The sequence below is a fragment of the Streptomyces sp. NPDC005962 genome, assembly GCF_040629205.1.
Lineage (GTDB): Bacteria > Actinomycetota > Actinomycetes > Streptomycetales > Streptomycetaceae > Streptomyces.
In genome coordinates, this window is sequence record NZ_JBEXVE010000015.1 from 25,940 (window position 1) to 40,232 (window position 14,293).

Here is a 14,293-nt window from a genome sequence, read left to right on the forward strand (position 1 = left end):
ACGACCCGGGCGCCGCCGGGCGGGACGCTCGGAAGCGACCTTGCGGAAACCACCGAGGAGCGCGATCACTATGAACACCCTGGCGCACGGCTTCGCCGACGGACCCGGACCCGGGCCGTGGATTCTCTTCTTCCCTCTGATGTGGGCGCTGGTCGTCGGCGGCGGGCTCGTCCTGCTGCGGCGGACGGTGTGGCGCGGACGCGCCCCCTGGCGGCAGGGCCGCCCGGCGTTCGGCGAGCAGTCGCCGATCGCGGTGCTCGGGCGCCGCTTCGCGGCCGGGGAGATCGACGAGGACGAGTACTGGCGCCGGTTGTCCGTCCTGGACGAGCAGTTCGGCCGACACACCAAGGGCGGTGTCGGCTGAACGCTCGGGGCTCAGTGGGATACGGCCGATCGGGCGGCCGGTGCCCGCTCCCGTACGGGCGCCGCCGCCGGGGCGGGAGCGGGCGCCGCAACCGGGGCCGGGGCGGCCACCGGAGAGACCGGAGTCACCGGGGCCGGGGCCGGGGCGACGGGTGTCGCCGGGCGGGACAGGTTCGCGTGGTGCGGCGGCGCGGTGCGGCCCGCTCCGTACGCGGCGTACGGCGAGCTCGTCACGGTGGCGGGCCGCGGCACGGCCAGGGTGAACCAGACGACCTTGCCGCCGCCGTCGTCCCGTACCCGCATTCCCCAGTTCTGGCTGACCGCCGCGACCAGCGCGAGCCCCCGGCCGTGGGTGGATACGGGGTCGCATTCGCGGAGCCGGGGCAGCCGCGGGTCCTGGTCGCGGACCGATACCGTCAGCTGGTCCAGCACGAGGGCGATCTCCACCGTGCACTGCTTGTCCGGCTCGGCGTGCCGGTGCACATTGGTGAGCAGCTCGGTGACACCGAGCGCCGCCGGGTCGATGAGCGGATCGAGATGCCAGTAGCGCAACTGCGCCGACACGATTCTGCGGACCTGACCGATCCGCGACGGCAGGGCTTGCAGCTCCACCGTGCAATGCCTGCTAGGACGACTGATCACGGCTGCGACTCCCTGAAGAAGTTGGGGCTAGCCTGATGCAGATGCGGGCGACGAACGCGTTCAGCAGTGGTGGCTGCCGTGCGCGACCGGTGGGCCGGTTCTCAGCGTCACCGCTTGTTGACCCTCAGTGATACTGATGCTCGTCCAGGGTCGGTCCCCCCGCGCGCATGCGCAACTCGGCCGCCTTCACCCCTTGAGGACGTGGTCCCGGGCGGATCGGACCGCGTCGAGGAAGCGGCCGGCGGCGCCGGACCCGGTGGGCTTGGCCGGGTCCTGCTGACCGAGGGTGAGGCGGTAGCGGGTGCCGTTGACGGTCGCCATGGCCTGGTCGCCGTCCACGAACCACGGCTTGCTCGCCCGGACCGACTGCACGGGAGCGCTGTCGATCTCGCGCCCGTAGCTGGTCAGCAACTGCAGCCTGCCATCCTTGATCGAGACTTGGCCGGCGCGGGTGACCGAGCGCAGGAATCGCTCGATCCGTACGCCCCTGGCGTTGAACTCGGTATCGGCCATCACGACCGCCTCCCCGGTGGCTCCGACTGGCAAGCGCGCTGCTGCCTATTCTCCCTGCTGCGCAGTGTGCCCGTGACCGGGCCGGGGCACCAGGGCGCACCGGGGTCCCTTTAGGATCGAAATGGACCGAGTATGCCACTCGGACCGGGCACGGGGCACAAGCACGAGGAGCGGCGTGGACAGTACAACGCGGGTGGTCGTCGACACGGTTGACGTGGACCGCAGCGACCACGGCTACCGGGACTGGCTCAAGGAGGCCGTCCGGAAAGTACAGGCCGATGCCCAGCGATCCGCCGATACCCACCTGCTGAGCTTTCCGCTCCCGGAGCGGTGGGGAATCGACCTCTACCTCAAGGACGAGTCCACCCATCCCACAGGGAGCCTCAAGCACCGGCTCGCCCGCTCGCTGTTCCTCTACGGGCTGTGCAATGGCTGGATTCGCCCCGGCAAGCCCGTCATCGAGGCGTCCAGCGGTTCCACCGCCGTATCCGAGGCGTACTTCGCGAAGCTGATCGGCGTCCCCTTCATCGCGGTGATGCCGCGCACGACGAGCCCGGAAAAGTGCCGCCTGATCGAATTCCATGGCGGCCAGTGCCATTTCGTGGACGACCCACGGAAGATGTACGAGGAGTCCATCGCGCTCGCGGGCGAGTCCGGGGGCCATTACATGGACCAGTTCACCTACGCCGAAAGGGCGACTGACTGGCGAGGCAACAACAACATCGCCGAGTCGATCTACCAGCAGCTGCGGCTGGAGCGCTACCCCGAACCGGCCTGGGTGGTCGCCACGGCGGGCACCGGCGGCACCTCCGCGACCCTCGCGCGCTATGTGCACTACATGCAGTACGACACCCGGGTGTGCGTCGCCGACCCGGAGAACTCGTGCTTCTTCGACGGCTGGGTCCACCACGACGCCGACGCGTGCAGCGAGTCCGGTTCCCGTATCGAGGGCATCGGCCGCCCCCGGATGGAGCCCAGCTTCGTGCCCGGCGCGATCGACCGGATGATGAAGGTCCCGGACGCGGCGAGCGTCGCCGCCGTACGGGCCCTGGAACGGGCGATCGGGCGCAAGGCGGGCGGGTCCACGGGGACCGGGCTGTGGAGCGCGCTGAAGATCGTCGCGGAGATGGTGGCGCAGGGGCGCACGGGGAGCGTGGTGACGCTGCTGTGCGACCCCGGCGACCGGTATCTGGACAAGTACTACTCGGACGCCTGGCTGGAGGAGCAGGGGCTGGACATCGAGCCGCACACGAAGGCGATCGACACCTTCCTGGCGACCGGACACTGGCCGGACTAGCGGGGCGCCAGCGCCGTCCCCCGAATCGTCCCCCGAATCGTCCCCCGAATCGTCACCCGGGGGAAGTCCGGGGCCCTCAGCCCGTCGTCAGCCGCCGGTCCAGGCGGCGGACCGCGTCGTGGAACGCCCGCCGCAGCCCCGGGCGGGCGAGCCGCGCCGAGGCCCGGGTCACCGCCGTGCCGTCGAGGGCGAACGTGTAGCGCACCACGGTGCCGGAGTGCCACGGCACCAGCCGCCATTCCTCCAACAGCGCCCGCAGCCCCGGTACGTTCGTCTCGTCGATCCGGTACGCGTACCGCTCGCCCGGGTCCGCCGCCACCACCGTCTCGCGGAAGCGGGTGCCGCCCCTGAGGCGGATCTCCCGCCCCGTCCCGTCGGCCGTCGGGCGGGCGTCGGCCACCTGACGGAACCAGCGGGGCCAGCCCTCGACGTCGGCCAGCGCCTCGAACACCGCCTCGGGCGGCGCCGACGCCTCGGCGGTGAAGGCGAGTTGGACCGGGGCGGTTTCGGTGTAGTCCGGCCCCACGGAACGCAACCGGTATGCCATGGGGCCACGATAGCCGCAGCGGCTGTCGCTCCGTCAGATGTCCGACGCGGCCTCGGCCTGTTCGCCCGCCACCACCAGCTCCGGCAGATACTCGGCGATCTCGGCGCGCGCCTCGGGCGCCAGCCCGGGGTCCGTCACCAGCGCGTCCACCTGGTCCAGCGAGGCGAAGGAACTCAGGCCCACCGTGCCCCACTTGGTGTGGTCGGCGACCACCACCACCCGCCGCGCGGACCGTACGAAGTGGCGATTGGTCTCCGCCTCCGCCAGGTTCGGCGTGGACAGCCCGGCCTCGACCGATATGCCGTGCACCCCGAGGAAGAGCACATCGAAGTGGAGCGAGCGCACCGCGGCGTCCGCGACCGGCCCCACCAGCGTGTCCGACGGGGTGCGCACCCCGCCCGTGAGCACCACGGTGGCCGCCCCGGGGCGCGGCGCGGCGCCGCCGAGCGCCGCCGCCGACCGCTGCGCGTTGTAGAACACGTCCGCCACCCGGACCGAGTTGGTCACCACGGTCAGATCCGGCACCTCCAGCAGCTGCTGGGCCAGCGCGAACGCCGTCGTACCCCCGGCCAGCCCGATCGCCGTGCCCGGGGTGGCCATCGCGGCGGCGGCCTTCGCGATGTCCTCCTTCGCGGTCAGCTCCAGACCCGACTTGGCCTCGAACCCCGGCTCGTACGTGCTCGCCTCGGCGACCGGCACCGCACCGCCGTGCACCTTCTCCACCACACCCAGCCGGGCCAGCGCGTCCAGATCGCGACGGACCGTCATGTCGGACACATTGAGCTTGCGCGTCAGCTCGTTGACCCGCACTCCACCACGCCGCCTGACCTCGTCGAGAATCAGGGCGCGCCGCTGCTCGGCGAGGAGATTCTGGTTGTCGCTCACCCTGCCCGTTCCCTTCCGGTCGGCGCATATCGCCCGCGCGGCCATCTTCGCACGGGGGGCCGACAGCCGATCCCCGGAGCACCGGGGGGTTACGATTTCGCCACGCCCGGCCTGTCATGGTCCGTGTCGGACCCCGTTGGGCACAATCCTGGAGCGAGCACCGGAACGGAACGACCGCACCACACCGGGATCGGGGGACACGGTGGCATCGACCACGGGTACGAGCGCATCGGCAGCGGGGGAGGACCGGGCGCTGGGGGCGCCACCGCCGCCCCGGAACGGCGAACCCCCACCCGATCTGGAGCTCCTGGTCCACGGCGTCGGCGGCACCACCCCCCAGGAGATGCTGAGCGACCCGCGCACCACGCCGGTCACCGGCGACGAGACCGCGGCGGTCTACCGGCGCATCGACGACATCGACGCCGAGTCGCGGCCCGACGACCACCGGGGCGCCCCGGTCCGCGAGGCGTACGTCTGGTCCAACCTCACCTCCGGCAACAGCGCCCGCGCCCTGTGGCTGCTCCTGCTGCCCTTCATGGTCGTCAACCTGGCCCACTGGATGCGCCCCGCGGCCGACCGGCGCGAGCGGACCGTGCGCGGCTACGGCCTGCTGGTGCGCCTGGTCGCGCTCAGCCTGACCGTGCTGCTGATCGCCGGGGCCTGCGAGGTCGCCCTCGACCTGGTCGCCTGGCAGTGCGCGGGCACGGCCGACTGCTCCGACGGCACCTGGCTCGGCTTCCTGTCGGCCGGGGACGACGGCTGGTGGAGCCAGCCCGGCCGCCGCCTCGCGCTCGCCGCCGTCGTACCGGCGGCCCTCAACGGCCTGCTGTGGTACCTGTCCAACCGCACCTGGAGCGCGTACGAGTCGCAGCCCCCGGTGGAGCTGCCGGTCGACGAGACCTGCCCCGAGTCGGGCAACAGCCCCGCGCTGTGCCTGCCGGGCTTCTGGTACGGCCGCCGGATCGTCGCCCGGCTGCGCGCCGCCCACACCGCCGCCGGGTTTCTGACGATCGCCGCGGGCGTCACCGCGGCCACCGCCGGGTACGACCGCCGCGCGGGCGGCAGCGCCCTGCCGGAGGCCATCGGCTGGACGCTGCTCGCCCTGGTGGTGACCGGCGGGAGCACGGTGGTCTACGTGGTGTGCCGCCGCGGCCGCAGCGAGACCAAGGCCGACAGCCACCTGGACCGCCTCACCATCAGCGCGCTGCCCGGCGCCGCGCTCGGCGTGCTCGCGCTCGCCATGCTGTACGCGGGCTGGTCCCGCCCCGGCTGGGTCTCCCACGGGAGGCTGCCCGGCGACCAGACCTTCGTCACGATCGCCATCGTGCAGGGCGCCCTCATCGTCGCCATCGCGGTGTGCGCCCTGCTGCTGTACCGGGAGGCGCCCACCGCGCGCACCCCGCTGCGCGGGCTGGCCGGTCCCGCCGTCGCCATGCTCGCCTGCGGACTCGGCTCGGTGCTCGCCGGAGGCGTCGCCCAGCGCATCGCCGACTGGCTGGACGGCGGCGCCACCCCGGGCGAGGGCGGCACCATCGGCCCGCCCATCCTGCTGTCCTGGTGGGCCACGGCCATACCGGTCCTGCTGCTGATGATCCTGCTGCTGGCCGTGATCACCGCCCTGCGGGCCTGGCGGATAAGGGAACGGCTCATCCCCGGCGTCCTGGACAGCTATCCGGGCGAGCAGGCCGACGCGGTGCGCACCCGCCGGATCGCCTCCACGATCGCCCGCGCCGGGCTCACCGACTCCACGCCCTGGCTCGTCGGCCCCGTCGCCCTGTTCACCCTGCTGCTCGGGGCACTCGCGGTCATCGGGACCCTGCTCACCAACGAGGTGCCCGGGCGGGCCGCCGACGACACCCCGGGGATCATCGACGCGGCCACGCAGACGGCCCAGGCGCTCGGCTCCTGGATGATGGGCTTCGCGGTCCTGACGCTGGTCGCCTGGGCCCGCCGCGCCTACCGCAGCCCGTCGGCCCGGCGCACCATCGGCATCCTGTGGGACGTCGGCACCTTCTGGCCGCGCGCCGCGCACCCCTTCGCCCCGCCCTGCTACGCCGAGCGCGCCGTCCCCGACCTGACCTGGCGGATGGAGACCTGGACCCGCACCTACGGCGGTCGCCTCGTCATCTCCGGGCACTCCCAGGGCAGCGTGCTGGCCGCCGCCGCGGTCTGGCAGGTCGACCTGCGCACCCGCGCACAGGTCGCGCTCCTCACCTACGGCTCACCGCTGGAGCGGCTGTACGGGCGCTGGTTCCCCGCCTATTTCGGCCCCGCGCAACTGCGTTCGCTCCACGGCGAGGTGCGGTGCTGGCGCAACCTGTGGCGCTACACCGACCCCATCGGCGGCCCGATCCGGCTGCCCGACGGCACCGGGCCCGAGGTGGACTGCGACGCCTTCAAGGACCCGCTCGCCTACGGCCGCACCGCCGAACACCCGCTGCCCGCACCGATCCTGGGGCACGGCGAGTACCAGGCGGACCCGGCGTTCGACCGCGAGCGGGCCGCCCTGCTGGCCCGGCTCCCCGAGCGGAAGCCGGGCGCCGCGGCCGCGCCCGCACCCGTGCCGAAACCGGCCCGGGGCGATCCCGAACCGGGCCGGAACGATCCTCAACCGGCCCCGGAGTGATTCCGAACCGGCGCAGGGCAACCCGAAGCCCGCTCAGGGCAGTTCGGGCAAGTCCTCCGGGTAGAGCAGGGTGAGGTCGTCGGTGGTCGGGTCGCCCACCTGGGCGACCCGGCCCGCGTGCCGCTCCACCATCGCCTCGAAGGTCTGCCGGGCGGTGCGGCCGTTGCCGAACGCAGGGCCCTTCGGAAGTGCCGTGAAGTACTTCAGCAGCGCCTCCGACGCACCCTCGCCGATCCGGTACTCCTGGTCGTCGGCCTGCTGCTCCACGATCCGCAGCAGCTCCTCGGGCGCGTAGTCGCCGAAGGTGATGGTGCGGGAGAAACGGGACGCCACACCGGGGTTGACGGACAGGAAGCGCTCCATCTCGGCGGTGTACCCGGCGACGATGACCACCACCGAGTCCCGGTGATCCTCCATCAGCTTCACCAGGGTGTCGATCGCCTCGCGCCCGAAGTCCCGGCCGGAGTCCTCGGGGGAGAGCGCGTACGCCTCGTCGATGAACAGCACCCCGCCGCGCGCCCGGTCGAACGCCTCCTGGGTGCGGATCGCCGTCGACCCGATGTGCTCGCCGACCAGGTCCACCCGGGAGACCTCCACCAGGTGGCCGCGCTCCAGCACGCCCAGGGAGGCCAGGATCTCGCCGTAGAGCCGGGCGACCGTCGTCTTGCCGGTGCCGGGGGAGCCGGTGAAGACCAGATGGCGGCGGACGGAGGCGGCCTTGAGCCCGGCCTCCTGACGCCGCCGGCCGACCTCGATCATGTCGGTGAGGGCGCGCACCTCCAGCTTGACGCTGTCCAGCCCGACCAGCGCGTCCAGTTCGCCCAGCACCGTCGTGGAGGGCCGTACGGACACCGGTTCGGCGGCGGGCGCGGCGGGCAGGGCCGGGGCCTGGGTGGCGCGCTGCGCCGGGATGCCGCCCAGCAGCCCGCCCGTCGAGGCGGCGGTCTCCACGGCGGTCGCCGGGAGGGCGGGGGCGGTCGCCGGGGTGGTGACGGCGCTGGTGGCGCTCTCGTCGCTGGTGCAGTCCTCGACGACCGGGCCCGCCTCGGAGAACTCGTAACCGCCGCGCGCGCACCGCTCGGTGCGGCACCGGGTCAGGGTGGTGCGGCAGCCGTCGATGATGTGGAAGCCGTAGCCGTTGCTGCCCGTCACCCGGCAGCCGCTGAAGGTGCCGCGGCCCTCGGCGGATACGTAGAACCCGGCCTCCGCCGGCGAGGAGACCGTGGTCCGCTCGACCGTCGGATCGGCGCCCTTGGTGACGATCACTCCGGTCGCGGCGCCGTCGATGGTGCAGTTCGCGAGGGTGCCGCCGCTGCCGTGGTCGCGGAACCAGGCGCCGGTGGCGGCCTCCCGGATGCGGCAGTCGTCCAGTTGGGCGATCGCCCCGTCGCTCACCGACACCGCCGTGTTGCGCACCTGCGACAGATCGCTGTCGACGACGTCCACGCGCGAGCCGCGGTCCAGTACGAACAGCGCGTCGGGCACGTCGCGCACCCGGCACGAGTCGAGCACGGCCGTCGCGCCGTCGCTCACCCACACCGCCGGATAGTCGCCCGTACTCTCGTGCAGTTCGCACTGGTTGGCGTCCACCCGGGTGCCCGGGTCCCACACCGACAGGCCGTTGCGCCCGAACCGGCGCACCGTCGAGCGGGTCAGCGTCAGCACCGAACGGGACCGCAGGTCGACCGCGTTCTCCGGGACGTCGTGGATCTCGCAGTCCGCGAGCGTGAGCACGGCGTCGGTGTCCAGGTTGACGCCGTCGCCTGTCGTCCGGTGCACCTTACAGTCGGTCAGATGCCCGGTCGCCCGCGAGGAGACCGTCACCCCCGCGCCCCGGATCTCGTACACCTCGCAGCCGACGGCCTCCAGCGAGCTGCCCTCGCCGGTCAGCGTGACCCCGGCCCCCGACGAGTGGTGGATACGGCAGCGCTCCAGGCGTGGGTGGGCGCCGCCGCGCACCGCGACCCCGGACTGCCCGGCGGACACCACCTCGCAGTCCTCGAACACCCCGCCCGCGCCGTCCAGCACGCTCAGGCCCACGCCCGCCGGGTTGTCCACGGTGCAGCGCCGCACGGTCGGCCGGGCGCCGCCGCGCACCTCGATGCCGACGGCGGAGCGCGTGGCGACCCGTACGTCCGTCAGCTCCGGGGTGCCCTCCTCGACCAGCAGCGCGGGCGACGCCGAGTCCATGCCCTCCACATGCAGGTCCTGGACCACCGCGGACGCGCGTATCGTCAGCGCGACGCCGTCGGCGGGAGCGATCCGCACCGAGCCGCGCGAGGAGCCCTCGGGGCCGCGCAGCGTGACGGCCCGGCCCACCACCAGATTCTCGCGGTAGGTGCCGGGCGAGATGGAGAGCACATCGCCGTCCCCGGCGGCCTCCAGGGCCGCGGCGAGGGAGGCGTACTCTCCGGTGCGGCGCCGCCACCGCGACGTTCCGCTGTGCGTCACCTGGACGACCGAGCCCTGTGCCATGGTGCTGCTGTGCCCCCACCTCGTGCGTATGCCGGATGTGCGCGACTGTGCCGCTGTTCACGTGAAGGCCCCACCGTAGCGTGCGCGCGGCACGCCGAGTTGACCTGCCCGGAACGTCCGGCGCACGAGGTGTCCCGTGCACAGGGTGCTCTGGTGACCAGGTGAGTGCCGGGGCGGTGCCCGGCTCTACGTTACTGTCCGCTCAGCTGTCCGCGTCGGCTCGTCCCCAGTCCTGTCCGGCCCGCTGCCACGCGATGTCCCACTGGGCGTAACGCCGTCGCATGAGGCGCCATACGACCAGCCGCCGGGCGCCGTCGACGAGCCCTGCCGTCGCCAGGCCCGCGCCGATTCCCGCCAGCACCGCGTGGGTGGCGGTGGTGGCCGGGTCCAGCGGACGCGCCCTCAGACCTCCTTGGTCGTCCGTCCAGATACGGAACCTCTCGCCCGGGTCGGTGCCCGCGCGGGCACCGAGCGTGCCCTGGTGACTGCTGCCGTCCGGACCGGTCCACCGCGCGAGCACCCGGCGTTGGGCGTCGCGCGCGGAGGCGGTCTCGGGATCGGAGTCGATGGGTGGCTGTGGCAGCACCTTGACCACGGTCGCCGCCACCACATGGCGCTCGGCGCGCTGCTCCTGCGCGGTCCGCTCCAGCGCGCCATGCGCCAGCGAGCCCGCGGCCCAGCCCGCGGCCGGGGCCGCGAGCAGGATCAGCACGGCGGCGACAAGCGCCGCGTACGCCTCGGCCAGGTCGGTCTTACGGCGCAGCGAGTTCTGCCGCCAACGCCACAAGCCCTTGATCATTCGCATCATCCGCACGTCTTTCGACAATCCCCTTCCCCATTCGTGGATACCGCATCGGAGGCCGGATATGCGCGAATTCGGTGAAGAGAGAGCCATATCACGGGCTGAGCCCATTCGCCGTGCGGGCGGCGCCGCCGGGGCCGTCGGGTCTGTTCACGGTCCGTGGCACCCGCCACACCACCCGGGTGCCGCCTGCCTCGGGGGCCTCCACGGTCAGCGTGCCGCCCAGCAGCTCGGCCCGCGCCCGCATGTTGACCAGCCCTCCACTGGGCGCGGCGGCACCGACGCCCACCCCATTGTCGGTGATCGTGAGCACGACATCGGCACCGACCGTGAACCGTACGTCCACCCGCTGGGCCCGTGCGTGCCGGACGGTGTTGCTGAGCGCCTCGGCGAGCACCGCCAGCGCCTGGTCGCCGGTCTCGTCCGGCACATCGGTGTCGACCGGTCCGTCCATCAGCAGCGACGGGGTGAAGCCCAGCGTCTCCGACGCCGACCGTACGGCCTTCACCAGCCGCCGCCGCAAGGTGGCCGGTTCGCCGTCCTCGTCGCCGACCGCCCGCAGTGCGAAGATCGTCGAGCGGATGATCTTTATCGTCTCGTCCAGGTCGTCCACCGCCCGGCCGACCCGCTCACCCGCCTCGGGATGCTCGATCAGCCTGCTCGCGCTCTGCAGCGTCAGCCCCGTCGCGAAGAGCCGCTGAATCGCCAGATCGTGCAGGTCACGGGCGATCCGGTCGCGGTCGTGCAGCAACGCCAGATGCTCGGACTCGGCACGGTGCCGGGCCAGTTCGAGCGCGAGCGCGGCCTGCGCGGCGAACCCCGACAGCAGCTCCACCTCGTGGTCGTCGAACGCGGGCCGCCCCGCCAGGCGGCACAGCCGCAGCGCCCCGGAGGACCGCTCATGGGCGACCAGCGGTACGGCCACCAGCGGGCCGAACTCGCTCTCCTGGTCCGGCAGCGGCCAGGCCCGCGCCCGGGAGTCGGTCCGTACGTCGCTCGCGACCGCGGGCCGCCCGGTGCGCACCGCGAGACCGGCCAGCGAGCCGTCGGAGGGCACGACCAGGCTGCTGATGCGCTCCGCGTCATGCCCCTCCGCGACCTCCACCATCAGGCTGTCCGTGCCGGGAGCGGGCAGCAGGATGGCCGCCGAGTCGGCCAGCGAGACCTGGAGGGCCAGCCGGGCGATCAGGCTCAGCACCTCCGCCGCCGGAGTGCCCGCCAGCAGCGTGCGGGTGATCACCCCCAGCGCCTCCAGCCACTGCTCGCGGCGGCGGCTCTCGTGGTACAGACGGGCATTGTCGATGGCCACCCCGGCGGCGACCGACAAGGTGGTCAGCACGGCCTCGTCATCGGGGTCGAACTGCGCGCCGCCGCGCTTCTCCGTGAGGTACAGATTGCCGAACACCTGGTCCCGGACCCGGATCGGCACCCCCAGGAACGAGCGCATCGGCGGATGGTGCTCGGGGAAGCCATGGCTCGCCGGATGCTCCGACAAATCGGTGAGCCGCAGCGGCTGCGGATGGCGGATCAGCTCGCCCAGCAGCCCATGGCCGCTCGGCAGCGGGCCGATCCGGTGCGCGAGATCCTCCGATATGCCCACCGGCAGAAACTGCGACAGCCGGTCGGTGTCGACCACGCCCAGCGCCCCGTACTCCGCGTCCGCCAGCACCACCGCCGCCTCCACGATCCGCCGCAGCACCTGCTCCAGATCCAGCTCACGGCCCACGCTGAGCACGGCCTCCAGCAGGCTGTGCATCCGCCCCTGTGTGGCCCGCGCCGCGTCCAGCCGCGCCTGCAGCTCGTCGAGAAGCTGATCCAGCCGGAGTTGAGGCAGCGCCGGATGACGCCCGTCATCCCCACTACCCGACACGCAAGACCCCCCTTGCCACCCCAGACCCTCCCTTGTCGCCCCGCCGTGCTCAGGGTATCGACGGGGTACGACAGTCAGGGCTGGGGGACCACCGCCACCGGGCAGCGGGCGTGGTGCAGGACGGCGTGGTTGACCAGACCCAGCTGCATCCCGAAGTGACCCTGCCGCCGCCGGGCGCCCACCACGAGCAGATCGGCGTGGTCCGACGCGTCCAGCAGCGCCTTGCGGGCCGGGCCCTCGACCGCGCGGTAGGCCACCGGTACGGGCGGCCGCGCCATCTCCGTCACCCCGCCCAGCGCCTCGTCCAGCAGCTCGGCGGCGTGCCGGGCGTGGTCCTCGCGCGGCTCGTGGTCGTCCGGCCCCGCGCAGCGCCAGGCGTGCACCGCCGCCAGCTCGCAGCCGCGCAGCCGGGCCTCCCGGAGCGCGAAGGCGACGGCGGGGGAGGGTGCGGTGTGCTCGTGCTCGCCCCCGCGCTCCCGTTCGGCGATGCCCACCGCGACGCGGTTCACCGGGCCGTACCCGCCCTCCGCGCGGCCGCGGACGACGATCACCGGGCAGGACGCGCGGGCCGCGATGCCCAGCCCGACCGAGCCCAGCAGCAGCGACGCGAACTCGCCGCGCCCGCGCGACCCGACGACCAGGGCCTCCGCACTCTGCCCGGCGCGCAGCAGGGCGGTCACCGCGTCGTCGGCCGCCAGATCGGTCATCACCTTCAGGGCCGGTGCGCGCCGCCCGGCCCGCTCGGCCGCGGTGGCCAGCACGGTCTCGCTGTACAGGCGCTCGGCGGGGCGGTCGATGGCCGCGGCGGGGACGTAGCCCTCGTACCGCTCCCACAGGGAGGCGTGCACGATGCGCAGGGGAAGCTGCCGCCGGGCCGCCATGTCGGCGGCCCAGTCCAGCGCGTCGGAGGCGGCGTCCGAACCGTCGACCCCAACGACCACGGGAAGCTCCACCGCGCCCACCGCCTCTCCTGTCGGCACCTGGCTGTATGCCCGCTCATTGTCCCGCCGAAGCGGTCGCCATGACGCGGTATCCGGGCACCGGGAGTAACGGCGCTTCTACCGCAGCCGCATGGCGAGCGTCACGACGGCGCCCATGGCCCCGGCGCTGATCGCCAGCCGGTCGGTGACCAGGCGGGTCAGCCACAGCCCGCGGCCGCTGGTCGCGCCGTCCAGGCCGGGCAGGATCTGCGGGATGACGTCCTCGGAGAAGCCGGGGCCGCAATCGCTGATCCGGCACTCCAGCTCGTCGCCCACCCGCCGCAGCAGCAGGGAGCCCTTCCCGCCCGCGTGTTCGATCGCGTTGCTGGCGATCTCGTCGACGGCGAGGACGAAGTCGCCGCGGCGGGTCTCGCTGAGTCCGGCCCAGGCGGCGCACTCCTCGACGAGTACCCGCAGCCGCGGCAGCTCGCCCGCGGTGAAGCGGCGGTGCAGGAGATGTTCCAGCTGTGCTCCGGCTCGGTTGGCGGACCGACGGAGAGAGTCGGCTGGCACCAGGGCCTCCCGTGTGACGAGGGTGAGCTGCATCGGGCTCGGTGAAAGAGCCGAGGGTATGGGGTGTGGAGTGCCAGGGGGAGGAGTGACCACAAATGACGTGTCATATCGGCAACTCGACGGGAAATGACTAAGGGGGAGTCGGTACGCGCTCATCGGCGTATCGCTTCGGATCGGCGGTGGCTCGCACGCACGGTCACCGCCGAGGGGCGAGGCGGGGGAGGAGACGGCAGAGTGAGGCCATGAAGGGACTTCTGGGCGCACTGAGGACCGAGCACCGCGAGCGGCTGATGGCGCTCGCCCACGATGTGTCCTTCCCCTCGGGCGGCCGCATCTTCGAGGAGGGCCGGAAGGCCGACCACTTCTGGATCATCCGCACCGGCGCGATCACCCTCGACCTGCGGGTCCCGGGCCGCCGGGCCGCGGTGATCGAGACCCTGGGCCCCGGCGAGCTGATCGGCTGGTCGTGGCTGTTCCCGCCGGACACCTGGCACCTGGGAGCGGAGGCGCTCAGCCCGGTGCGCGCGTACGAGTTCGACGCGGAGGCGGTACGACGGCTGTGCGACGAGGACGCGGAGCTGGGCTACTCGCTCGCGCTGGCCTGCGCCCAGGTGATCGGGCGGCGGCTGCAGGCCGCCCGCACCCGGCTGCTGGACCTGTACGGGCCGTACGCGGGCGGCATGTCCCCCTGACCGGGTGCGCGACCGTTGACCGAGTGCGGAACCGTGATCGGGGAGGGCCGAATGGCCCCTTACCCCTTCCCGCGGCAGGACGTAAGAG

13 protein-coding genes are annotated in these 14,293 nt (G+C 73.0%); 4 read left to right on the forward strand and 9 right to left on the reverse strand.

Annotation, left to right across the window (positions count from 1 at the left end; translation table 11 throughout):
* The first annotated feature begins 70 nt into the window (after positions 1-70).
* Positions 71-364, forward strand: coding sequence for an SHOCT domain-containing protein (locus tag ABZ370_RS24330; RefSeq protein ID WP_358624579.1), 294 nt, complete (start codon positions 71-73; stop codon positions 362-364).
* A gap of 11 nt (positions 365-375) precedes the next feature.
* On the opposite strand, the gene ABZ370_RS24335 is transcribed toward ABZ370_RS24330, so the two are convergent.
* Positions 376-1,005, reverse strand: coding sequence for an ATP-binding protein (locus ABZ370_RS24335; protein WP_358624582.1), 630 nt, complete (start codon positions 1,003-1,005; stop codon positions 376-378).
* Between the two features lie 186 nt (positions 1,006-1,191).
* Entirely contained in the window at positions 1,192-1,518 is a 327-nt protein-coding gene (locus ABZ370_RS24340; RefSeq protein WP_358624583.1) for a hypothetical protein, read from the reverse strand.
* 175 nt (positions 1,519-1,693) lie between these two features.
* On the opposite strand from ABZ370_RS24340, the gene ABZ370_RS24345 reads away from it, so the two are divergent.
* On the forward strand, positions 1,694-2,815 hold the full coding sequence (locus ABZ370_RS24345) for a PLP-dependent cysteine synthase family protein (RefSeq protein WP_358624585.1): 1,122 nt from the start codon (positions 1,694-1,696) through the stop codon (positions 2,813-2,815).
* Positions 2,816-2,891: 76 nt separating this feature from the next.
* Here the strand turns inward: ABZ370_RS24345 and ABZ370_RS24350 are convergent, their stop codons facing one another.
* A complete protein-coding gene (locus tag ABZ370_RS24350; RefSeq protein WP_358624588.1) occupies positions 2,892-3,362 on the reverse strand; it encodes an SRPBCC family protein in 471 nt (156 codons plus the stop codon).
* A 33-nt stretch (positions 3,363-3,395) separates the two neighbouring features.
* A complete protein-coding gene (locus tag ABZ370_RS24355; RefSeq protein WP_358624590.1) occupies positions 3,396-4,247 on the reverse strand; it encodes a DeoR/GlpR family DNA-binding transcription regulator in 852 nt (283 codons plus the stop codon).
* A gap of 343 nt (positions 4,248-4,590) precedes the next feature.
* Between ABZ370_RS24355 and ABZ370_RS24360 the strand changes: the two genes are divergently transcribed.
* Positions 4,591-6,873, forward strand: a complete 2,283-nt coding sequence (locus ABZ370_RS24360; RefSeq protein ID WP_358624888.1) for a hypothetical protein — start codon at positions 4,591-4,593, stop codon at positions 6,871-6,873.
* 33 nt (positions 6,874-6,906) lie between these two features.
* On the opposite strand, the gene ABZ370_RS24365 is transcribed toward ABZ370_RS24360, so the two are convergent.
* From ABZ370_RS24365 to ABZ370_RS24385, 5 genes are all read right to left on the reverse strand, one after another.
* Positions 6,907-9,348 (reverse strand): right-handed parallel beta-helix repeat-containing protein, encoded by a 2,442-nt coding sequence (locus tag ABZ370_RS24365; RefSeq protein ID WP_358624593.1) that lies wholly within the window; start codon positions 9,346-9,348, stop codon positions 6,907-6,909.
* Positions 9,349-9,550: 202 nt separating this feature from the next.
* Positions 9,551-10,153 carry a hypothetical protein gene (locus ABZ370_RS24370; RefSeq protein ID WP_358624890.1) on the reverse strand — a complete coding sequence of 201 codons (603 nt, stop codon included), beginning with the start codon at positions 10,151-10,153 and terminating at the stop codon, positions 9,551-9,553.
* Positions 10,154-10,244: 91 nt separating this feature from the next.
* Positions 10,245-12,020, reverse strand: coding sequence for a GAF domain-containing protein (locus ABZ370_RS24375; protein WP_358624596.1), 1,776 nt, complete (start codon positions 12,018-12,020; stop codon positions 10,245-10,247).
* A 74-nt stretch (positions 12,021-12,094) separates the two neighbouring features.
* Positions 12,095-12,982, reverse strand: coding sequence for a universal stress protein (locus ABZ370_RS24380; protein ID WP_358624599.1), 888 nt, complete (start codon positions 12,980-12,982; stop codon positions 12,095-12,097).
* Positions 12,983-13,078: 96 nt separating this feature from the next.
* Positions 13,079-13,546, reverse strand: a complete 468-nt coding sequence (locus ABZ370_RS24385) for an ATP-binding protein (protein ID WP_358624601.1) — start codon at positions 13,544-13,546, stop codon at positions 13,079-13,081.
* A 209-nt stretch (positions 13,547-13,755) separates the two neighbouring features.
* Here ABZ370_RS24385 and ABZ370_RS24390 point away from each other — a divergent pair, with 209 nt between their 5' ends.
* Positions 13,756-14,205: a cyclic nucleotide-binding domain-containing protein gene (locus ABZ370_RS24390; RefSeq protein ID WP_358624604.1), complete on the forward strand. Its 450-nt coding sequence runs from the start codon at positions 13,756-13,758 to the stop codon at positions 14,203-14,205.
* Positions 14,206-14,293: the final 88 nt, after the last annotated feature.